General features: G+C 42.2%; 25 protein-coding genes. All 25 read right to left on the reverse strand.

What is annotated here, in order from left to right:
- Nucleotides 1-403 (reverse strand): hypothetical protein (locus LMF89_RS19790; protein WP_229536579.1); only part of this gene is annotated, 403 nt, incomplete at its 3' end.
- Nucleotides 404-417: 14 nt separating this feature from the next.
- A complete protein-coding gene (locus LMF89_RS19795; RefSeq protein WP_229536580.1) occupies nt 418-711 on the reverse strand; it encodes a phage tail-collar fiber domain-containing protein in 294 nt (97 codons plus the stop codon).
- Nucleotides 712-725: 14 nt separating this feature from the next.
- Entirely contained in the window at nt 726-872 is a 147-nt protein-coding gene (locus LMF89_RS19800) for a hypothetical protein (RefSeq protein WP_229536581.1), read from the reverse strand.
- Nucleotides 869-1,951, reverse strand: coding sequence for a phage tail protein I (locus LMF89_RS19805; protein ID WP_229536582.1), 1,083 nt, complete (start codon nt 1,949-1,951; stop codon nt 869-871). The genes LMF89_RS19800 and LMF89_RS19805 overlap by 4 nt, the downstream gene beginning before the upstream one ends.
- A complete protein-coding gene (locus LMF89_RS19810) occupies nt 1,948-3,072 on the reverse strand; it encodes a baseplate assembly protein (protein WP_229536583.1) in 1,125 nt (374 codons plus the stop codon). The genes LMF89_RS19805 and LMF89_RS19810 overlap by 4 nt, the downstream gene beginning before the upstream one ends.
- Nucleotides 3,065-3,376: a GPW/gp25 family protein gene (locus LMF89_RS19815; protein WP_229536584.1), complete on the reverse strand. Its 312-nt coding sequence runs from the start codon at nt 3,374-3,376 to the stop codon at nt 3,065-3,067. The genes LMF89_RS19810 and LMF89_RS19815 overlap by 8 nt, the downstream gene beginning before the upstream one ends.
- Entirely contained in the window at nt 3,373-3,783 is a 411-nt protein-coding gene (locus tag LMF89_RS19820) for a phage tail protein (RefSeq protein ID WP_229536585.1), read from the reverse strand. The genes LMF89_RS19815 and LMF89_RS19820 overlap by 4 nt, the downstream gene beginning before the upstream one ends.
- A gap of 2 nt (nt 3,784-3,785) precedes the next feature.
- Nucleotides 3,786-4,274, reverse strand: coding sequence for a phage baseplate assembly protein V (locus tag LMF89_RS19825; protein ID WP_229536586.1), 489 nt, complete (start codon nt 4,272-4,274; stop codon nt 3,786-3,788).
- Entirely contained in the window at nt 4,264-5,283 is a 1,020-nt protein-coding gene (locus LMF89_RS19830) for a phage late control D family protein (RefSeq protein WP_229536587.1), read from the reverse strand. Before LMF89_RS19830 ends, LMF89_RS19825 begins: the two co-directional genes overlap by 11 nt.
- A complete protein-coding gene (locus tag LMF89_RS19835; protein WP_229536588.1) occupies nt 5,270-5,497 on the reverse strand; it encodes a tail protein X in 228 nt (75 codons plus the stop codon). Before LMF89_RS19835 ends, LMF89_RS19830 begins: the two co-directional genes overlap by 14 nt.
- Nucleotides 5,490-7,733, reverse strand: a complete 2,244-nt coding sequence (locus LMF89_RS19840; RefSeq protein ID WP_229536589.1) for a phage tail tape measure protein — start codon at nt 7,731-7,733, stop codon at nt 5,490-5,492. The genes LMF89_RS19835 and LMF89_RS19840 overlap by 8 nt, the downstream gene beginning before the upstream one ends.
- 160 nt (nt 7,734-7,893) lie before the next feature.
- Nucleotides 7,894-8,169, reverse strand: a complete 276-nt coding sequence (locus LMF89_RS19845; protein WP_229536590.1) for a phage tail assembly protein — start codon at nt 8,167-8,169, stop codon at nt 7,894-7,896.
- A gap of 50 nt (nt 8,170-8,219) precedes the next feature.
- On the reverse strand, nt 8,220-8,741 hold the full coding sequence (locus LMF89_RS19850; protein ID WP_229536591.1) for a phage major tail tube protein: 522 nt from the start codon (nt 8,739-8,741) through the stop codon (nt 8,220-8,222).
- 13 nt (nt 8,742-8,754) lie between these two features.
- Nucleotides 8,755-10,215, reverse strand: a complete 1,461-nt coding sequence (locus tag LMF89_RS19855; RefSeq protein WP_229536592.1) for a phage tail sheath family protein — start codon at nt 10,213-10,215, stop codon at nt 8,755-8,757.
- On the reverse strand, nt 10,215-10,529 hold the full coding sequence (locus tag LMF89_RS19860) for a hypothetical protein (protein ID WP_229536593.1): 315 nt from the start codon (nt 10,527-10,529) through the stop codon (nt 10,215-10,217). Before LMF89_RS19860 ends, LMF89_RS19855 begins: the two co-directional genes overlap by 1 nt.
- Nucleotides 10,507-10,998: a hypothetical protein gene (locus LMF89_RS19865; RefSeq protein ID WP_229536594.1), complete on the reverse strand. Its 492-nt coding sequence runs from the start codon at nt 10,996-10,998 to the stop codon at nt 10,507-10,509. Before LMF89_RS19865 ends, LMF89_RS19860 begins: the two co-directional genes overlap by 23 nt.
- Nucleotides 10,995-11,558, reverse strand: a complete 564-nt coding sequence (locus LMF89_RS19870) for a phage tail protein (protein WP_229536595.1) — start codon at nt 11,556-11,558, stop codon at nt 10,995-10,997. Before LMF89_RS19870 ends, LMF89_RS19865 begins: the two co-directional genes overlap by 4 nt.
- Nucleotides 11,555-11,878, reverse strand: a complete 324-nt coding sequence (locus tag LMF89_RS19875) for a hypothetical protein (RefSeq protein WP_229536596.1) — start codon at nt 11,876-11,878, stop codon at nt 11,555-11,557. Before LMF89_RS19875 ends, LMF89_RS19870 begins: the two co-directional genes overlap by 4 nt.
- Nucleotides 11,879-11,882: 4 nt before the next feature.
- Nucleotides 11,883-12,218 carry a DUF2190 family protein gene (locus LMF89_RS19880; RefSeq protein ID WP_229536597.1) on the reverse strand — a complete coding sequence of 112 codons (336 nt, stop codon included), beginning with the start codon at nt 12,216-12,218 and terminating at the stop codon, nt 11,883-11,885.
- Between the two features lie 29 nt (nt 12,219-12,247).
- Nucleotides 12,248-14,131 carry a prohead protease/major capsid protein fusion protein gene (locus LMF89_RS19885; protein ID WP_229536598.1) on the reverse strand — a complete coding sequence of 628 codons (1,884 nt, stop codon included), beginning with the start codon at nt 14,129-14,131 and terminating at the stop codon, nt 12,248-12,250.
- Nucleotides 14,094-15,632, reverse strand: a complete 1,539-nt coding sequence (locus tag LMF89_RS19890) for a phage portal protein (protein WP_229536599.1) — start codon at nt 15,630-15,632, stop codon at nt 14,094-14,096. The genes LMF89_RS19885 and LMF89_RS19890 overlap by 38 nt, the downstream gene beginning before the upstream one ends.
- 11 nt (nt 15,633-15,643) lie before the next feature.
- Nucleotides 15,644-15,853 (reverse strand): hypothetical protein, encoded by a 210-nt coding sequence (locus tag LMF89_RS19895; protein ID WP_229536600.1) that lies wholly within the window; start codon nt 15,851-15,853, stop codon nt 15,644-15,646.
- Nucleotides 15,853-17,700 carry a phage terminase large subunit family protein gene (locus tag LMF89_RS19900; protein ID WP_229536601.1) on the reverse strand — a complete coding sequence of 616 codons (1,848 nt, stop codon included), beginning with the start codon at nt 17,698-17,700 and terminating at the stop codon, nt 15,853-15,855. Before LMF89_RS19900 ends, LMF89_RS19895 begins: the two co-directional genes overlap by 1 nt.
- Nucleotides 17,648-18,169 (reverse strand): terminase small subunit, encoded by a 522-nt coding sequence (locus LMF89_RS19905; protein WP_229536602.1) that lies wholly within the window; start codon nt 18,167-18,169, stop codon nt 17,648-17,650. Before LMF89_RS19905 ends, LMF89_RS19900 begins: the two co-directional genes overlap by 53 nt.
- Nucleotides 18,170-18,337: 168 nt before the next feature.
- Nucleotides 18,338-19,078, reverse strand: a complete 741-nt coding sequence (locus tag LMF89_RS19910) for a DNA-methyltransferase (RefSeq protein ID WP_229536603.1) — start codon at nt 19,076-19,078, stop codon at nt 18,338-18,340.
- Nucleotides 19,079-19,469: the final 391 nt, after the last annotated feature.

Consider the following 19,469-nt stretch of genomic DNA (forward strand, 5'->3'; position numbering starts at 1 on the left):
CAGTAATTTGCGCTTTGGTATGAACATGTTTAGTTGAATCTACAGTCGCAGTTATGGAGACATTACTAGACCCATCAAAGGTGGCACTGCCTGTAACATCACCTGTCAAAGCAATACTTCTAGCTGTAGCTAGTTTAGTCGCCGTAGCAGCATTCCCAGAACAAGTTGCTGCGGTACCGCCATCGGCGGGTAGACTACTGGGAAAGTCGGTAATTTGTGCTTTGGTATGTTTATGACTGACCAATCCATTTTCTGCATCAGTCAATCTCGCATTCATGGAATTATCATTATTAACTAATTGCTTAAAGTGCGGATTAAATGCCGTATCAGCATGGTTTGGTTCCTTAGGGTCAAGTTTCCTCATTGTAGTGCTAAAAGGAATATCCAATTCATAATTAGCCATCTATACCAACTCCTTTAAAATTCTTCATCCCATTCAAATACAAATGTCGACTCTGCATCTTTAGTCTTTTTGCCAAAAGTTTTGATTGCCACAAGATCCCCCTCTTCATCCTTTAGGGCTATTTCGCTAATTTCTTGACCATTGCACTCTTCACCAGTCAACGTGCATTTAAAACGGCAAGTTGTGGTTGTTGGAAACTCTGTAGAATCTAAGTTCTTTTCATATGTTTGATTCTTTAATGCTGTATCACTTGCATCTGGTGGTGTCGGCTGATTTTCCTGATTTACACCGCCAGTACCAAATACCATTTTAATGACCTTTGCTAATTGACCTGTTTGGCCTGAGCTTTTGCAAATTTCTCTCGCACTTTCCGTGTAGTAACAACATTTAAGATTTCGCTTGCTTGAGTTCCCTCACTATTCATAGTTGTCATCGTAACATTCCCCTCTGTATTAATTTCAGATGTCATAAAACCTCAATCCTTTCTGTTTCATGATTAGTTATACTTTTAAATAAAATGCTCTCATGCAGCTCCTGCCCATCTAAGCGTAAATGTCCATCAAGACGACCTTCACCATTAAGATATTGATTAGAAACCTTTCTCCGCAATACTGTTTTCGCTTTATAGTTTGTTAAGGCTCCTATATCTTGCCGAATCTCGATGGGCATTGAGTACCTATAATTACGGATAGCATGAAAGATTGCGCTAGATTTCATCCTGATATCGCTACTAGTATTGAGTGCAATAGTAGCTGCTGATGTTATAGTAGGAGTTATTTTACTTCCAACTGCATGATCCATTTTAAAGCGTACGTTATGATGTTCATTCGTTCCATATTGAGTATAGCCATCTAGCAAACTCGTACCATCTAGCAAAAAATTCCCGTTTAAATCTTGCAATTCCATCCAATCCCCTAAGGTAATTGACCCGTCTAACAAAACACAACCGTCAAGGGGATAATACCGCCTGCGGTTGCCCCAATAGGATTGTTTCGTATTGTTATGTAGTAAAAATTGCAAGCGATTGTGAATCGTAACTACAGATTCTACAATCGGTAAACGAACTATAATTGTTTCCAGCCATGAACGAGTATTCTTAACGGTATTAATTGCCCTTATTAACCGCTTAACGGTATCAGACTGCAAAGTATCATCTCGTACATCAATTTTAAAGTGGTATGGCTCACCACCATATTCAAACCATTCTTGCACGATTGCCTCTTCAAATATCGCTTTGACTACTAACTCCACAGCGTAAGGCGTTCCTTTATGTCGGTGGGCATCAATGGAAGTTCTCACAAGGTTTCTTTTTTGCGTAATAGATAACTCTGCATCATAAAAATCAACATGATACTGCCAGGCTAACAGATCAACTACCTCTTCTTGCAATTCATCCAGTCTCGCTAAAATGATGCACTCTCGAATTGACTGGCTGACCTCTTGCAGCTGCGGTGTAACGGCTGCTGAGATTGCCTGCACCTGGGGATCATTCACAATGGACGGAGGTATTAAGTCAAGCCAATTGACACTATATATGTCTTTGCTCATTCCTCAATACCTCCATAATTGACCGTGATGTTTTCCTGTTCTTTTGCCACTTGATTCTTGTTTAATGCCTGGTAAATTGGCGTAGTCACCACGACTCTTTTTGCTCCTGCATTCTTCATAAGTTGGATTAATTGCGACGGATCAATGCCTCTACCAAGCTTTGATTTTTGCCAGGCTATATAATCATTCACAGACTGATCTACTTTTGCCCGGATACTGACCGCCAGGTTTTCGTCTTCTTTATCAATCCAATAAGAAACATCAATTGCATATTCCACCTGCTCTGGAGCTACTGCATGTGTATGATCGGTCAATGGCCGTACTTTCTTATCGCTGCAGATTGCCAATACCGCATCTAAGATTTCCTGACCCGGGATCTGACCACCAGTAACAAGGGGACAAATATGGACAACGCCAGGACTTGGGGAATACACCTCTACATCAATAATGGTGCTAGATGCCGTTTTTGCCCAATACATATAGGCACCATCAGACCCCGCCGTAGAAAAGGATTCCGGGGCTTGCTGAATCCGGTCGCGAAAAGGATCATCAGCCTCAATATCAATACCGCCCTCGCTTATCGTTGTGTTGGATACGCTGGCTACATAGGGTATAGGATCAACCAGTGTCTTTAAATCTCCTATCCCATAGCCATTTCCTACAGCACCCACGGTCAAACACTCTACTTTACTATCTATCGTTAACGTTCCAGGCTGAATTACAACTTCAGATACTGTGGCAAAGAATATATTATCACCAGAACCAGACGTAACCCGTTTTCCTGCTTCAATTATAGTTGATTGACTTCTTACCGCACTGAGAGTAAACCGTATGGTTGCGGTTGCTGCCGTAGTCGGCAGTCGTGTGCAGCCAACCAGGATACCGATATGATCCAGAATATCACCAGCAGCATAGGCAAGCAGGTTTTGTTTTGCGGAGTAGTCGATCAAAGACCGATGGCCGACAATGATCGGTACTTCGGATTGTAATAATTTCTTACGTGGATCTCCATCTGCTAAAGATTGTCCAGTGGCTTCTTCGTACCCGTGGATCATTTCATTTTCAATTATTTGCGTGTCTTTTTCGGCAAATGTAATGTCTGGAAGATTAAATTTAGCCATTTTTAATTTTCACCTGCACTTTCGGGCGCAATATTCCTTGTGTATCATCTACTTCAAAGGTTACTTTTGTCACCTGCGCCCTCGGTTCCCAGCGGTTAACAGCAGCAATGATTTCTGCTGTCAGCTTTGCTTGCGTTATTGGCGTAGGCTCATCTAACATAGTGGCCGACAAACCAAATTCTCTGTCGATAGGTACGGAATATTTCGTGGTAGTTAGTATGGTTCGAATGTTTTGTAGTATCTCCGTTGGACCCGTCGCACCAAAATCAATCTGACCAAGCTTTGCGGTTATATCCACAATCATGTTGCTACCACCACCGATTTCACATACTCTTTCAAATTAATATCCACGTTTGCAATCAAAATACGTCCTGCATTATCAATAGCCGGATAATCTTCACTTAGGGATTCAATTACCCAAAGATTATCGGTAACAGGCTGCCCCTCTAATATCAAGGCAACCGCTTCGCCAGTGTCTCGCATCTGTCGCAAAACCGCCAGTTCTTCCGACGGGTTTATACCCAAGAATAAATCCAGTCTCATAGTAAAGGATATCTGCTCAATACCGGGGCCGAGATATTCCATGACAGGCTTTTGACCAATAATGTCATGTGTTGCCCAACGACCAGTGCCTGATCGTTTCATACCGTCAAATGTTCTCACTTTACTCGCAGATACCTCAAAGACAACTTTGCCTAATGTTCCAATCATGGTTAACCTCCTGGTGGACCAGTAACACTGCCAACGCTTTCAGGATGTGTGTGGTTTTTCAAACTCACTCCATCGGCTATTACGTCACCCGTTACATTGATATTACCAGCCGCTACGATATTGATGGGTCCAATTGCGTCAATGCGTAACACATGGCTTTCACTGTCATACTCAATTGTGGTATCATCTTTAAATTTCTTATACCATTTATGTTGTCCGGCTATAGGGGGAGGGTTTTGAGCAGAATAAAAAGATCCTAAACAAAACCCTTGTGCTAGTCCATTGGGTAGGAATAAACATAAAACCAGCTCATTAATATCCGGCATATAGTAGTCTTGATTATCTTTAGTGCTATCTTGTAGCACAGGCAAGTCATAACTGACCATATTATCTTTATCCACAAAGGTGACCCTAACGGTGGCGGCAGCAGGGTTGGTTGATGAAACTGTGCCGACTCTAAATAGGTTTTTTAAAATACTCTCAATATCCACTCAAACACCTCCTAATATTAATACTGGTACTATAGCCGCCACTAATAGAATGCTTTGCATCGGTTACAAAATACTTACCATCAAAGTTCCCCCAGCCTTCCACCATAACCGTAACCCCACCTACTAACTTAGTACATCCGATTAAGGATAGTGACATTTTTGTTTCTTCTTTATTTTTCTGACGCAATTTACTTTTTGCCAGTTTTTCAGCCTTTGCAATACTATCAATTCGTTCATTAATTCGCAGGGTTTTAGCCGTATTTGCTTTTTCAGGAGGCATAAATACATATTCTAGAGTCTCATTGGTAGCAGCATCATGATATTTTATAGCGCAAGCAGTGTACACATCCCGAGTGGATGAAGTGATTCTGTAACTTTTAACCCAACTTTCCCCTTTTAGAATCGTCATTACTGGTTCTGCTTGCTCATATTTTTCTTCATCGAAAATAACAATCTGGGTACCTGTTATTTTAAGAGCCAGTCCTGCATCCTCACACAATTTCATTAAAAAGGACAGGTCAGACTGTTCTGTCTGCTCTGTCCGATCATATTCAGGGATATCGTCAGATTCAAAAAGCAATTCGAGTCCTGCATTTTGGGCAATTTCCCTTGCAATAACCGTCAACTGCGTTTTCTCCCATGCCTTGGTTCGGTCAACACCTCGTAAGCCAATGGAATCTGGAACACTAGCCGCCTTAATCGTTACCACATCAGGTGAGCCGCTGCATTCGATTTCATCAATTTCAAAGGTACCGCATGGAAGGGTTTCTTCTTGCCCGTCTAGCTCCCAGTTCTTTGTTTGAATTGTAGCTTGCAATGTCGCACCCTTCTGCGGCAGCCAATCTCCTCGCCAAAGTCCAGCGCGGTCTTCCAGGGTGATTTGCAGATCATCAGCCTTTGCACTGGATTGGTCTGTATATTCGACACTCAGCTGGTAAGGCGCAAGATCCTCACTAATATCAATGTTGTCATAGGTTAGGATTAGCTTTGCCTGCCTAGCTAGTTGCATGGGTGATTCCTCGCTTCCAAGGCGGTAATGTACTGCTGCTGCTTTTTACTGGCACATCAGGTATGGTCAGTAAAATATTAGCCGGAAAAATAATAAGATGCTGGTGTTCCGGATTTGCTGCTAGTAACGTATCCATATATTTTTCGCTTCCCATGGTTTTGAGTGCTATATAATCCCAAGCGTCTCCTTGTACCGTTGTATACGTTTTAACCATAACTTAACCTTCTTTCTTGCTGTATAACCCCATTCAAATTAGCAAAGAAATCCTCTTGTGCTTCTTTTAATATGGGTTGAATTTCGGATGAATTACCGCCATTAATCACAGGGGCAAAGTTTGCGTTAATGACGGTACCCCCACCAGAAGAACTGACACCCATCATACGATTGGTCTGCTCTAAAAGAGAGTGCGCCCGTGCGCTGTCATTAATGGGTATGACAGCCTCTGGTCCTTTTTCGGCAAATAATCCTATGTGCGGACTCGTGGCAATGGTTCCATTGGCATAGGCGGGAATGCCAGCCATATCTGCGCCATTACCACCTGCACCGCCAGCGGAAAACATGTTTTTAACCGATGCCCATTTCTCGGACATCCAATTGATGGCTCCGCCGAATCGGGAATAAATCCCGTAAATGAAAGACTGCAGTGCGGCACTCGGATTATCCCAAAAGGTTGTCCAATAATCTTGTACGGTTTGCCAATTTTGTACTAACCAATACCCTGCTGCTACCAGTCCCCCTATACCGACAATGATTAGACCAATGGGATTAGCGGTCATTGCCGCATTCCAAAGCCATTGGGCCGCTGTCCAAGCATAGGTTGCTGTTGTTGCGACTACCATCCATGCACCATAAGCAACCATCATACCAACCGATAAGAGTATCCTGCCCACACCCATGGCTGTATTCCATGCCCATTGGGCAGCTGTCCAAAGCTTGGTGACTAGATTAATGCGAACTGCCCACCCGTAGAAGCCAACTAAAGGACCGATTACTGCTGTTGTAATATAGACTAACCCTGATAAGGCTACGGTTCCGGCTATTAATCCAGCAGTCATCTTGAACGCAGTAGCCGCAACCCCGTCACTTTCCTTAGCCATATTGAACAACCAATTACCTGCTGTTGATAAGGATTTTGTTAGATTGTTTACCTCCGGCAATAAGAGAGTACCAAATGCGATGGCAGTCCTTGCGGCAGCGGCTTGCATTCCTTCGATTTTCCTTTGAGAGGTCTCTGCTTGTATCGCAAATTCTTTTGCCATACTGCCTTTAGCAGCTTCTGAATTCCCTGCTTTTATGATTTCAACAAATTTACCGTAGTTTCCAGATATTTTTGATATTGAATCAATGTGTTCATTACCAATAAGTTCTGCTAGGAAGTTATTTTTAGTGGCTTCATCCAATTGTCCTATTCGCTCAAATAAATTTAACATGGTCCCTTCTGCATCTTGCAAGGCTCCCGCTTGTAATTCTTCCGCACTTAGCCCCACTTTCGCCAGCGCTCCTTGAAAACTCTTTGATTGCGTTGGGGCTGCGGCTATTTTAGTAAACAACGCGTTGATCGCAGTCCCTGCCGTTTCTGATGTTTCTCCCATTTCTAGCATAGCAGTAGATATGCCCGCAAGAGTTGTATCAGACATGGTAGGAAGCAATGATGCTGCAGTACCAGATATTCGTTTTAATACATTAATAATATCTGAACCGCTTGCATTAGATCTATCGTCCAAATAATTTACAGTATCAGCCAATCTTTCTAATCGGTCAATTCCCTCTTTGGTTTCTAAATTAATCCCAATCGCATTACCTATTTTAGCAAACTGCTCTGTGACTTCTTCCGCTGGAGTTTCAAAGGCGTTTCCCATCATGATTCCCATCCGGGCAAATCGGTCAATGTTCTCCATGCCTTGTACGCCGGATTTTGACGCCATCTTATAAGCTTTTGCCATGGAATCAGGCATGATCATCATATCATTGCTTGCCTTCATGATGTTATCGCGAGCTTCGTAATATATTCCGGTCAGTTCGCCGGAATCTGCACGAGCCCCCTGAACTTGTTTGGCCACTCCTGCCATTTCAGAGTCAAAACCAATGGCAGAGCTAACGGGTAAGCCAACAACACCAGCCCCAACTGCAGTTGCTTTGGCAAAGGTTCCTCCCGCTGCACTATTTACTGATGATACTCGGTTTCTTGTCTGCTGGATTCGTGTTAATCGTTCCTGGGATTGCCTTGTCCTGTCTAATTCATCGTTTAAAGCTGCCTGGCGTCTGCGAAACTCTTCCGCGCTCATACCTCCTGCTCGGTACGATGCATCTAAGGCTCTTAGTTCCCCTCTGAGGGAAGTGATGCGAGTATTCACATCACGAATTGCATCTCCTGCCGAGCCAAAGGCATTACTAAATCCTGACCCGAGCCTGGCTGCTATATTAAAAGCGATTTCAAACACACGGGCCATTATGAACCCTCCTTCTTTTTCATAGCTTTCACGGTGCTATCAACCCAAAGATTCAGTTCCAAAATGGTTTGTGATAGCCAAAAACTAACTGGTGTATAGGTATTAGTGGATAGCCTAATACTGATTTCACGCAGAATATCACCAGCGTCTTTATTCAAACCTACCCGAGCAAAAAATTCTGAGCCTCTACCGTTACCCGGTTAAAATCTTTACCTGGCAGTGACTTAATCAAATCGACTGGCACCTTTGCTGCTTTTGCCACGACGCATGCCTGATATAATTTACTGCTCTCTAGCATCATGTTTCGATCCCCCATTAACCTGGCCTCTGATTCTGCTTTTATAAAATCATCTCCTATGAGGCGATCAAAGTCACAATTTAATTCTTTATATTCCCCACCTTCAAAGGTGCATGGTTTTGTTAATTTTATAATCATACTCTCTTCCTCCATAAAAATAATGGGCTGGGTATAATCCCAGCCTTTTCCTACGCTAATCCTAACGCCGTACGCACTGCAAGCAAATAATCTTCGCCATTAATAATGGCAATATAGTTATACTTGTCAATCTCGACCTTTTTCTTGCCATCAATCAAAATCTTGATATAAATCACTTCTAATTCCGTGGATGCGTCCCCAGCCGATCCTATATCCAATTTACCAAGATCACAGCTTTTCGGAATGCCGCGAACGGATACTTTTAACGGTGTCGGTACATACGATCCGCTGCCAGAATCAAAGATCTGAATGGCTGCGCGAAGATCTAGATCATAGGCACGCTGCCCTGCCAAGGACAGGCAGTTAGAGGTTAATGTCCGCCAATTAATAGTCAGTGACATGGACTGGTAATGTCCAAGGGTGGGGCTATCCACCTCTCCCGCAATTCCTGCTCCCTTTACGGTATCTGACATGGGCGCTAATTTGGGCAGCTGCACATCCGCAGTCCCAACTAAGTCATTCCCATCATTATACACACGATAGGTGATTACTTTTTCTGGTACTAAGCTCATGGCTTACACCTCCTTATTCAAATAAAGTTGACATGTAATTTACGTCGTACTCCATGATAAAATCCATTTCACGACCAGGGCCTGGAGGCGTTACATAGACATGGAATTTAATAATCCCATCAATCAAATCCGTAGTTGGATTTTCCGAGGACAAAAATTCCACTCTGCCGCCAAGAATCATCTGCCGTGCAGCTAGTCCATTGAACCAAATGTTCGCGCTATCCATGACCGTATCGATTAATAGCCGATTCGTCGGTTCATCAATCTTAGACCAAAAGGTCTGGACTAAGGTATTGCCAATCCAGTCAAACATACGGCGAACAGGGATAAAGGCATCTTTGGGATCGCTACTTGCAGGGTATACACCAGTACGGTTTCCCCATAGCTTCCAACCGCCAATAAAGTTGAGTGCAGTAACAATTCCTTGACCATTCAGATAGGCTGCTTGCTCCGGATCAAGGGCAACTGCCTTCCCGCTGGCAACCATGGCACCATTGGCTTGAATGCTTTTATTGGATGGAGATTTATAAGGCACATCACTATTATCAGAGTCCGTTAAACACATTCTACCCGCTGCCTGGGTGGAAAGGTGATAGTGATCGTCACCAAGTTTAACCTTCGGCCAGCAAACAATTTGACGTGGGCTCATGTAGTTATTATCATTTTTCCAGGCGGCAACTTTTGTATATTGGTCAGCTCCCCCACTGGAACTGTCTGCATCCGTCACCGCAATGGCTTTAAAATGTCCATTAATATTACCAGCTTTCGCGTTCATGACTGCAGCCACTGCTGGATGATGGGACCATCCCGGGGCAACGATTTGACCAGGAATTAAACGAAACAAAGGAAACACCCGATTCACTAGCTCCAAGCCTTCCGGGTCGCCCGTGATAATATCAATACCGCCAACAATATCATCGGTATTAACTGCACTCGGGTCTATTTCGTTATAGGAGCAAAGAATGGATGCTTGGGCCTCTGGTATATCACCACCTTCAATTCGAGTAACAATCACTTCTGCCTCATCATTAAAGGCTGCCGTATAATCCGTGTCTTTGACTAAGGACTGCCCCACCGCTGTAAGTTTTACAACCAAACTAGCAAGTAATACCTCTGTACTTTTAATTTTAGCCACGCCATTAGTCATTGTTGTATTTGCATTCTCCACTACTTTTTTATGAACGGCTGGATCTAATACATTAATGAATACAACAGGGCCTACCGCATATAAGGCGAACTGACTTTTCATAAATTCGCACAAGGTATATTTCTCCCAATCTTTCGAATAGCCAAACACCGCTACTGCTTCTTGATAGGTATAGCATAGTGTAGGAACATTGGTGATTCCTGTCGGGTCAGCCGCTAGGTTAACAGGAGCCGTTCCAAAAACTACAGGAAGTCCAGCCGAAGCTGAAACAGGCGGGACGATTGCTGTCGGAATCTCCGAGACATATATCCCATGTCTGTATGCCATTATTGCCCACCGCCTTTCTTGCTATAGTCAAGCACCTGACTAAAAAAGACACTCTCCGGAGTGCCTTTCTGCTGAATTGCTTGTTCTTTTTTCGCCATGCTCGATGGCTCCACAAATAATTTTTTGATTGCCGGACACGCTTCATATACATCATTCAGATGAGTTGGTAAACCACCTTTATAGATGGCATATTTCGATAGCTTTCCACCCGGTAAATTAGGACCAATATAGATCAATCGTGCTGGGCGTTCATTCGCTTCTGGTGTTTGAGTTGTAACCTGCTTTTCTTCTTTAGTCGATAAAGACTTCTCCAAAATGTAAAACCTCCTCTTGTGGCTGCGCAATGAGCCAAATTGTTTCCATAGTTCCCACCCATTCAGGGTATGGCTGATCTTCGGGAATGTCCCATTTTATTTTTTCTTTTAAACAAAACTTTCGTCCTATCGTACGGTTTTTCAATAGTAACTGCCGAGTGTGTTCCATAATATTAGCAAGTTCCCGCCATCCCTGATGGTCTTCCGAATAGGTTCCGAATATGAATCGGATGTATGCCTGGGATTGCCCGCCTTTATTACTTACCTGCAGCTCATCTTCCCCCTTCATCAGCCTGACGATGATATAAGGAAAGTCAGGTTCAACGGATGCAGGTGAATTTTTAGGCGGTAAAAAGCCACCGACAATTTGCGGTGGCTTCACTGTTTTTTTATTGGTAGGCAGTTGATAGTTTTTAAATCCCTCTGTGAGGAATGCGACTAATTCATCTACTAAATTCAAGGGTATCATAACCCAGCACCTCGCAGTATACGGCTAATCTCATGTTCTATACGATCATCTAAACGCCGCTTGGATTCTTGTTCTATATGAGATGAAACTCTTGGTTCTCCCATCATTTGCGGAACTGAAGGTCCGTACCGTTGAACCAGAGGTAAACGAGCCTTACCAACCCTGTTAAAAACACCAACATGCCCGGACCTTGTTTTTGCTATAAACGCACCTGAAATCTTTTCACCACCAGTTCGCTTCACATGGGCAATTAATTGCCTAGTAATTCGACGTGTTAATGGTTTTGACGGGTTGGTTTTGAAGTAGGATAAGGCTCTTAGCCTTCCCCTGGATGTTATTGCTGCAGTTAAATTGGCTGGATTGGCCTTAAATATATGAATTGTTTCTCGTACTCTTGAGGCTGTTATTACATATTCCTCTTTAACCTTTTTTACAGCTTCCGTCCTAGCACCTTCTGCCGCCCGATTAATAGCGGCTGAGAGTGCTTTGGGTACGGCATTAGGAATATGTTGAAGGGCTTCTATTGCTCTATTAAGCTGCGAATTTGTGACATTAATCATGATTCATTCTCTATTAGAGTGATCTCATACATACCCATTGCTTCCCCGCAGCTGTCTACTATATATATCCCTTCATTCACACGCATGATTTGCCCACGAACAGGACGAATCGGGAAATCCGCTGCCTTTACAGACAAAACTTTCTTATCCGTATAAACGCCTTCGTAATTTCCCGAATCCCGTTGACTGCGTTCTTGAAGAATATCATCAATCATAACAGCAACAATCTCTTTATCGTCCACAAGAAAGGTTTTCGCAAATTCATCTTGATCCAAAAAAATCGTATCAATATCATCTTGAATTTGATCTTTAAAATTCATAATATCACCCGATCTTTACTAGTGCATTGGTACCAGCCGTAGCCTTATTGGAAAAGGCCCATCCTGCAACAATATCACCAGGCGTTTTTACAACCTTTGCATTTGTTTCATCCCAATATAAAGGCTCTCCAGTAACAAAGGCCGCAGTTGTATCTGCTGGCAATTCATACACTCCTACAACAGCAACTGATCCAGTAGAGCCGATAGTTATCGACTCTTTAGCAATACCAATGCGATTTGTTAATGAAACCACTTCATTATAGTCAATGTCAGTATCCCCTGTGTTGTTAAAATCTAGAATTTCACCTTTCTGCACATAAATTGCAATTGCTTTTGCCATGTTTTTCACTCCTTATTTTAAAAATAATTTTATTCCCCAGGATTCTTAAACAACCCTCGGTAATCAAGCAGGGTTACGCCATAATCAATGTAAATTCTCCACTTCATACCCAGCACATCAAAGGCAACTTGAGATTCAATAATTGGCGTTTGCTGACCGTTTAGATAGGTGACCTCTATTGTGTCAACCAATCCAGCTTGTGCCGCTAGATACCAGGATTTTATAGAATATCTATCAAGTTCGGCATCACAAACGGGAATAAGTTTTCCAGTGAACGGGTTGCGAACACCAGAATTGGAAGAAGCAGGGTCAGTAATACTTGTCAATAATTGATCCACTTCTGTTTCTAAACCTGTAGGAATCAGAATGTATTTAGGCGCAATATTTAGCGTTTCTTTTCCTCTTAGGTTTGTTTGTTTTCTCATGGCCGCTCGACCATCCCCTATACTAATAACACTTGGAGCAGAACCAGTACCAGCCAGATTTCCTTTAGGGCCTGCGAAAACTTCAGTACTTGCTTTGCCTAATGTAGAGTAAACAAGTGTATTAATACCACGTTTGGCAGCTGCTGCATAAGCTGCAGGAATTTTAGTCAATGCTCCTAGATCATCATTGATCAAAGCTTGACGACTAATACCCCAGGAACGACCAAATGTAAGCACTGATTTTTTCGTACCAACATCTTTCATTTCATCATATTTAAATTCACCATTGACAGTCATTTTGACAAGTTCACCAGCTTCAGAAAGCTTATATTCCGTTGCTTCTTTAAAATCTGGATTGCTGCCTGTACCTGTCCATAATTCGAATGTTGTTTCTGCCGCGGTATAACCATTCGATAAAGATTTATTTGCAGCATTGGATAAGATACTAGCAAAAGCACCCGCCCCTGTTAAAGCCTCACGAATGAGCCCAGCATCATCTAAATAACGTGCTTTGGAGTTACCGTCGCGCTCCACACAATCAATCATTAAATCACGTAAACGCATGGATCTCAGCTCATTGGCACCATCGGCAGGTTTATCAATGGTTACCCCACCCCGCAATAAAATTGCATCTGCAGCAGCACGGGTAAATTTCTCCCTGTCTTCTGCTCTAACTTCTGTTCTGGTAGTATCAGATGGCTTATTATTAGCACGTAATTGAGCTAATACGGCAGTTTGTACTGCTTGTATGCTTTGACCACTTCGAATATGTTCATCAGGATCAATGTTAAAATCCCGGCATAAAGCCATAATATCTGCTGAACGTGTTCTTTCATCAGCAATCGCTTGGGCACGAATTGTTTCATTATCTGGCGTATCGGTGTTTTTTTCGGTTTCTAATTCCATGTTTATTTCACTCCTTAAATTTTCTTCTATATCTGAACGACTTTCGTCAGTTTCAGCAGAACGACCAACTCCGACTGAAGAATCAGCTGGAATGGAAACAATTGATATTTCAGTCGGTTTCCATTTGCGGGCAATGTAACAAGGTCCAGTAAATCGCCCATCAGATGATATTGCTTTATCCCCGACATATTCCCATACACTTACTGAATAGCGACAAGAAACAGCTTTTAGGCTGCCACTTCGTACTTTCTGAAAGTATTTATCGCTGTCGGTATCTTCATCAAATCTTACAACGGCTTCCCCGCGTCGCTGATCGGAGATAATAGCAGACTCAATACCACCAATGGGTAAATCAACATTGTGATTAAATAGTAAGACACCAATGTCATTAAGCTGCGTTAAGTCTACTGCCCCTGGTGAATGGTCCAATATTTCCACATCGCCCCACCGAATGACTTCGGTTGTTTCCGAGGAAAAGGAAAGCGGCACTGTCCGTTTCTCAACGTCAATTGCCGCTCGCTCAAAATTAAAACTTCGTTCAAGGTCATTCGCCCACTTTGGAGCCTGGTTTAGTAGTGACAACTTTCTTCCCCCCTTCAATATCCATAGTAATACCATATTTTGCTTCAAGTTCTTTTTTATACGCAAACTCTTTAGCACGTTGCTCCAATATTTCACGCCAGTCATAACCAACACGGGCACATATATTGGCAAGGTTATCTTGCCCGGTACCCATTGCGATCTTGTTGGCATTGGCTTCTTTCACCGGATCAATCCAGCTCCATCCTGGCTCTATCCAACGGTGCTTTAAATACTTCGGTTTGTTCTGCCAAAAATCAGGAATGTTAAGCTCTCCTGACAGAACTGCACTTGTAATGACTTCTTCGTAAACATTGCCTAAGAAATGATCAATTAACCATTGCTGCCAATCGGCATAGGTTCTTTGATCTTCCAATAAGCCTTGCCGAGCTGACGAATAATTTACTTCACTCATATCACGGCTAGTGGATTCATAACTAAGCCCTTGCCCTGCACCAACAAGCCGCTGGAATAACGTAGTCAGTTCTTTAGCGTTGGTTGCCTGTCCATTCGGCACAACCGAGGTTACATCGTCACCAGGCTGTAAATCCATCAGCATGCCAGGCGTTATCCTTTTACGCTTGTAACCTGTTTGCGGGTCATATTCTTTACTGGCTACCGATTGCGGTGTCTCCCGCCCAGGCATGCCACTGGTAGGTAAGTTCCTTTTTATAAAAGCCGCAAAACTCGCCAATATCTTTTCCTTGATTGATATCGTATCCAAATATTCTTCTGTATCATTAATTCTAGAAATAGCAGGTGCCAGCTGCGAAAATTCGCGAACCTGTGACGGAAGTGTTTTTTTCCATAAAGCATATACATTCTTGGCAAGAATACGCTCTGTTTTTCCTGTGAACCAGCCATCAGCCGAAAAGATTTTAAAATGGTAAGCAATCGGCTTTTGCTTCCTGTCCACTTCTACTCCATTGATAATAGCGTTTTCACCATATTTCATGACACCATTACTGTCTAAATCATCTACTTCACGCAATTGTAATTGAAAGGGAAAGCGTGTATTGCCTGAATAGGTTTTGACTAATAAAATACCGCCGTCAACTTCTGTACGGCGGATGTTCATTTTACAAATTTCCCAAAATGCCTGCGTTTCGGTAACATCACAGTTTTGTGGTTTTTGCCAATCTGTGAAAAACTCTTCTAACCTAGTGTTTAATTCCTCATCACCAGTCATTGCCTGCACCCTAAAGCCAGTACCAACGACATTTCTTTCGAGGATTCCCACAATTCCGCCTATCATATCGCTATTGCGCTCAGCATGTCTTGTTCTGGCACGTACAAAATCACGTTGAAGCTGGTTGACTTGCTCGGCTTTGGCATTTACCGGAACCCATCCTTCTGAATTGCGGCTTATATCTCCGGCATTATAGGCTCCGCGAGTAGCACCACGCCAAGCCATCCGTGCATATCCCAATTTAGGACTCACCCAGTTTATAGCTCGGTCAAGTATATTCATGTTAGCACTTGGAGAACGCTGTTTTTCTTCCATCTAAAAACCTCCTAACGATAAAAGGCAACTGCATACATACCACCACTATTTTCATAGTTGGCAAGTTCTGTTTGTAATTGCCTACGCTCTTTATATAAAGTTGCAAGTTCTCCCCGCCTGACAGAACGGCTGCCACCTATCTTATATTCCTGGGCACCGCTTTCAATTTTGCTAATTGCCAGGTTAATCTGCTCTAATTGTGAACGTAGCTGTTCTATCACTACCAATCTTCCTCCTTTATATTGATCCAGTCATCCTCTTCCTTATCCCTTACTACACTATTTGACTCAACCTCAGGCTGTATTTCATCCAGGTATCTTACTTGTAATAAGTCAGCAGCCAAGGCTGCATATACCTCGGTATCTAGATAGTGATTTTGAGCATGGGAAGTCTTTGGTACCCACGTTTCGACTTCGCGATTATTCTTCTTAGTCCTGATTTTATGTTCGCTGGTCAATTGTTCTGCATAATCTAAATCACAATCTTTAAAAACCATAAAGCATCCAATACCAACAGGGCGATTCAGCCTAGCTGCAATCACATTTTTATATTGATCCCCATCCACAATATATAAGGTTTGCCCATAGGATTTAGATGAAACATTGTCAATTATACTTTTCTTAAATCGAGCAACCATCTGAGTTGATGATCCTTTTACAGGTACAGCCCAGTCTTGATTCATTAGACAAAAATCATAAACATTCTCCGTATCATAACCAGAATCCACTGCACATAAATGGACTTGCCATTTCAATTCACCATTGGTATCAGGCCAGCGTTTATTCATGATGAACTCTAATTCTTCCCACGTTTCTACCATGCCATGGGCAATATTCTGACTGGTATAGTGTGCTCCCCAGGCTCTAATGGACCAGTACATTCTATTTTTTTGTACGTCAACACCAGCGGTTATGATTTGCGTATAATCAGGTATAACAGATTCTTGTAGATCCGATTGTTTTTCAAGCACCTTGCTACTATCAAGCGTGGCCGCTTTATCTTCCCAAGGTTCCCCCAGCCATGAGTTCACGAAATTCATAAGTGCCGCCGGATCATCTTTACTGCTTAGAAATTCAGCCGCTACACTTCCAAAGGTTAACCAAGGAGAGTAAATTGAATTGATATGAAATCCAATGGAGCGGGCTTTTCCCGCAACCTTATTTTTAGGTTTCCACTTTCCAGCGCGCAGCATTGCCGCTTTATGTCGGTCATCAATGCGCCCCTTGCATTTTTCACATTCATAATATGCGGCATTGCGTACAATGGTTATGTCTGACGTTCCATCTTCATTCTTTGGCCAAGTTATATTCTTGAATGTAAAAGTCTGCTCATGTCCGCAGTAGGGACAGGGTACATAATAATCATATTTAATATCACTTTTTTCATATGCTTGATAAATTGCTCCTGTTTTCAGCGTTGGCGTTGATACTTTTACAATTTTGCTATTCCACCAATTCTTGGTCCGTTCTTCAACCAGTTTTAATGGATTTGCTTCTCTCCCAGACCATAAGGGAAATTTGTCAATTTCATCTAACATGACATATCTGGTGGACCAGGTTGCCAGCTTCCCAGGAACACGCGCAGAACCAAAAACAATAAAACCGCTTTTAAACTTTAAAAGCGTGTCTTTACTGTCATTCATATAAAACTTTTCAGCTAATGTCGGGCAACTTTTCAGCATTTTTTGTAAGCGAAGTTCTGAGAAATCTTTACATAGTTCCTCATCTGGCAACACGTACATAATCCGTCCCGGGTCTTGGTCAATTACATATCCGACCATGTTTAGCAGTCCTTCTGTGCCGCCAATCTGAGTACATTTTAACCAACATATTTCTTTAATTCTTTCATCTGCAAAGCAATCCATAATAAACTTCATGTAAGGAACGCTTGCTGTTTTCCATGCCCCTGGCTTGCTTGTTTCCTCTGAAGATAAAAGCCTGTATTTATCTGCCCATTCGGAAACAGATATCTTTTCTGGAGGCTTAAATATTTGCAATGCTCTTTTGATTGCTTCATCAAGTGTTTGTTTTACGTTTGAGCTTTTTAGAATAGCTTCCCGTTTCCGCAAATTGCATCAGCCCTTTCTCAACTTCTTCATTCACTAGCCGCTTTGCATCAAGAGCCATTTCTGGATACTGAGCATTTAATTCCGTTGCAATTCGATGCCCCATAAATAGTAACCCTTGTTTAACACGGTTGAATGTTTCGGTTAAAGTCTTTTCAATATCCTCAACAGCTACGTACTGACCTACTTTCTCTAATTTATCAATTTCTATCATATCGGCTTTTGCTTCACGGAATCTAACATCGGCTCTCAGCTTTCGTGATTCTTGGCTTAATTCTTTTGTATCACCTTCGCCATATTTCCACTGGATGAGCTTTTTTAAATCCCAATAACCCCTACTTTCTTTCGGTGCGCCTTTTTTCGCCCAACCTGACAAAGTCTCCCTTGAAATATCAAAAAACATACATATATCAGCACTGCTGAAAACAAACGGATTTTCTTGCTTTGCACTATCTTTTGTATTTTTATGCATGCATTTATGCACCACCTCCGTTGTCAGTTTGTCAACCAAAAATTTTTAATTTTTTAGAGACGTTTCTTGGGGTTCGCTAGACCCGTATGGGAGGTCCCCCCTGGGAAGGACCCAGTGTTATATCAGTATACAGTTCAAGATTCTATTAACCGTCTAAGCCTTTCACACTTATTTCTTAGCAGTTGCTGCACTGATGCGCTGTCTCGCTATCTTAATAAACTTTTCATCCTGTTCAATACAAATAAAGTTACGCCCCGTATTTATACAAGCAACTCCTGTACTGCCGCTGCCACTACAGTTATCTAGTACGGTATCATACTTATTAGTATAGGTTTTAACCAGGTACTCCAGCAGTAACACTGATTTCTGTGTAGGATGATAACGACCGCCATCTCCACCATTGATTCGTATTACGTCTCTCGGATATCTCACACCATTGTTAGTAGTCCTTATTGGTTTGTATTGTCCGTAAATACTGGTAGTAGGTTTATCTGCTCTTTGGCTCGTGTATGGCTTGCCCTGTATAAATTGTGGATTGTATGTTGGTAACTTCCGATAAAACACTAATACAACCTCATGACATCGTAATGGCATCTTGTTAGCATTTAAGAATCCTACTGCTTTGCTCTTCTCCCATATGAGCTCGTACCTAAAGAATTTACGATTACTATTAATTAGGTCCGTTGTAAATGGCTGCTGTGAGAATAAAAGGATTGCTCCATGATCTTTTATGATCCTATTGTATTGCTCCCATAGCGGTATGAATGGAATTACATGGTCCCACTTACAGGCAGTTGTTCCATAGGGTAAGTCACAGAGTATCATGTCTATTGACTTATCATTGATTTCTTTCATAAGTTCTAAACAATCGCCTTGATGTACTACATTTAAATCTAATATTTTAATCACCTCATTTCTAAACCTTCTTTATATTTATTGCTTCATCATTACACATTCTAAAATATACGAATATTAAACTGTGTCATGTTTCTTTACCCGCCAAATATCTATCTTTTATCTCAGCCCAATCCTCTGGGTATAGATTACTTAGATACTCCACACACTGCTGTCGAATCTCTTCTAGTCCTTCCTTACCATGGTGGCGTATGTCATGGTGAAAGTCACAGACTACGCAACCTCTTTCTATTCGATCTTCTTTACTGTTTCCGCATGGTTCATGGTGAAACTTTACATCGGGTAAAACATAACGGCCACACCCGCGTATAATGCAGATATGACCGTCACGTTCGTGTATGTCTGTATTTAGTTGAGCTAGTGGCTTGCCCTTCAGTCTTATATT

The organism is Pelosinus baikalensis (assembly GCF_020819555.1).
Lineage (GTDB): Bacteria > Bacillota > Negativicutes > DSM-13327 > DSM-13327 > Pelosinus > Pelosinus baikalensis.

What these genes read in the sequence shown, in the direction of transcription:
- LMF89_RS19820 (WP_229536585.1), bottom strand. Translation starts at nt 3,783, where the DNA reads ATGATTGGAACATTAGGCAAAGTTGTCTTTGAGGTATCTGCGAGTAAA.
- LMF89_RS19830 (WP_229536587.1), bottom strand. Translation starts at nt 5,283, where the DNA reads ATGCAACTAGCTAGGCAGGCAAAGCTAATCCTAACCTATGACAACATT.
- LMF89_RS19880 (WP_229536597.1), bottom strand. Translation starts at nt 12,218, where the DNA reads ATGGCAAAAGCAATTGCAATTTATGTGCAGAAAGGTGAAATTCTAGAT.
- LMF89_RS19840 (WP_229536589.1), bottom strand. Translation starts at nt 7,733, where the DNA reads ATGGCCCGTGTGTTTGAAATCGCTTTTAATATAGCAGCCAGGCTCGGG.
- LMF89_RS19875 (WP_229536596.1), bottom strand. Translation starts at nt 11,878, where the DNA reads ATGAATTTTAAAGATCAAATTCAAGATGATATTGATACGATTTTTTTG.
- LMF89_RS19845 (WP_229536590.1), bottom strand. Translation starts at nt 8,169, where the DNA reads ATGATTATAAAATTAACAAAACCATGCACCTTTGAAGGTGGGGAATAT.
- LMF89_RS19810 (WP_229536583.1), bottom strand. Translation starts at nt 3,072, where the DNA reads ATGGCTAAATTTAATCTTCCAGACATTACATTTGCCGAAAAAGACACG.
- LMF89_RS19805 (WP_229536582.1), bottom strand. Translation starts at nt 1,951, where the DNA reads ATGAGCAAAGACATATATAGTGTCAATTGGCTTGACTTAATACCTCCG.
- LMF89_RS19865 (WP_229536594.1), bottom strand. Translation starts at nt 10,998, where the DNA reads ATGATACCCTTGAATTTAGTAGATGAATTAGTCGCATTCCTCACAGAG.
- LMF89_RS19850 (WP_229536591.1), bottom strand. Translation starts at nt 8,741, where the DNA reads ATGAGCTTAGTACCAGAAAAAGTAATCACCTATCGTGTGTATAATGAT.
- LMF89_RS19870 (WP_229536595.1), bottom strand. Translation starts at nt 11,558, where the DNA reads ATGATTAATGTCACAAATTCGCAGCTTAATAGAGCAATAGAAGCCCTT.
- LMF89_RS19835 (WP_229536588.1), bottom strand. Translation starts at nt 5,497, where the DNA reads ATGGTTAAAACGTATACAACGGTACAAGGAGACGCTTGGGATTATATA.
- LMF89_RS19890 (WP_229536599.1), bottom strand. Translation starts at nt 15,632, where the DNA reads ATGGAAGAAAAACAGCGTTCTCCAAGTGCTAACATGAATATACTTGAC.
- LMF89_RS19815 (WP_229536584.1), bottom strand. Translation starts at nt 3,376, where the DNA reads ATGATTGTGGATATAACCGCAAAGCTTGGTCAGATTGATTTTGGTGCG.
- LMF89_RS19800 (WP_229536581.1), bottom strand. Translation starts at nt 872, where the DNA reads ATGACATCTGAAATTAATACAGAGGGGAATGTTACGATGACAACTATG.
- LMF89_RS19905 (WP_229536602.1), bottom strand. Translation starts at nt 18,169, where the DNA reads ATGCATAAAAATACAAAAGATAGTGCAAAGCAAGAAAATCCGTTTGTT.
- LMF89_RS19795 (WP_229536580.1), bottom strand. Translation starts at nt 711, where the DNA reads ATGGTATTTGGTACTGGCGGTGTAAATCAGGAAAATCAGCCGACACCA.
- LMF89_RS19855 (WP_229536592.1), bottom strand. Translation starts at nt 10,215, where the DNA reads ATGGCATACAGACATGGGATATATGTCTCGGAGATTCCGACAGCAATC.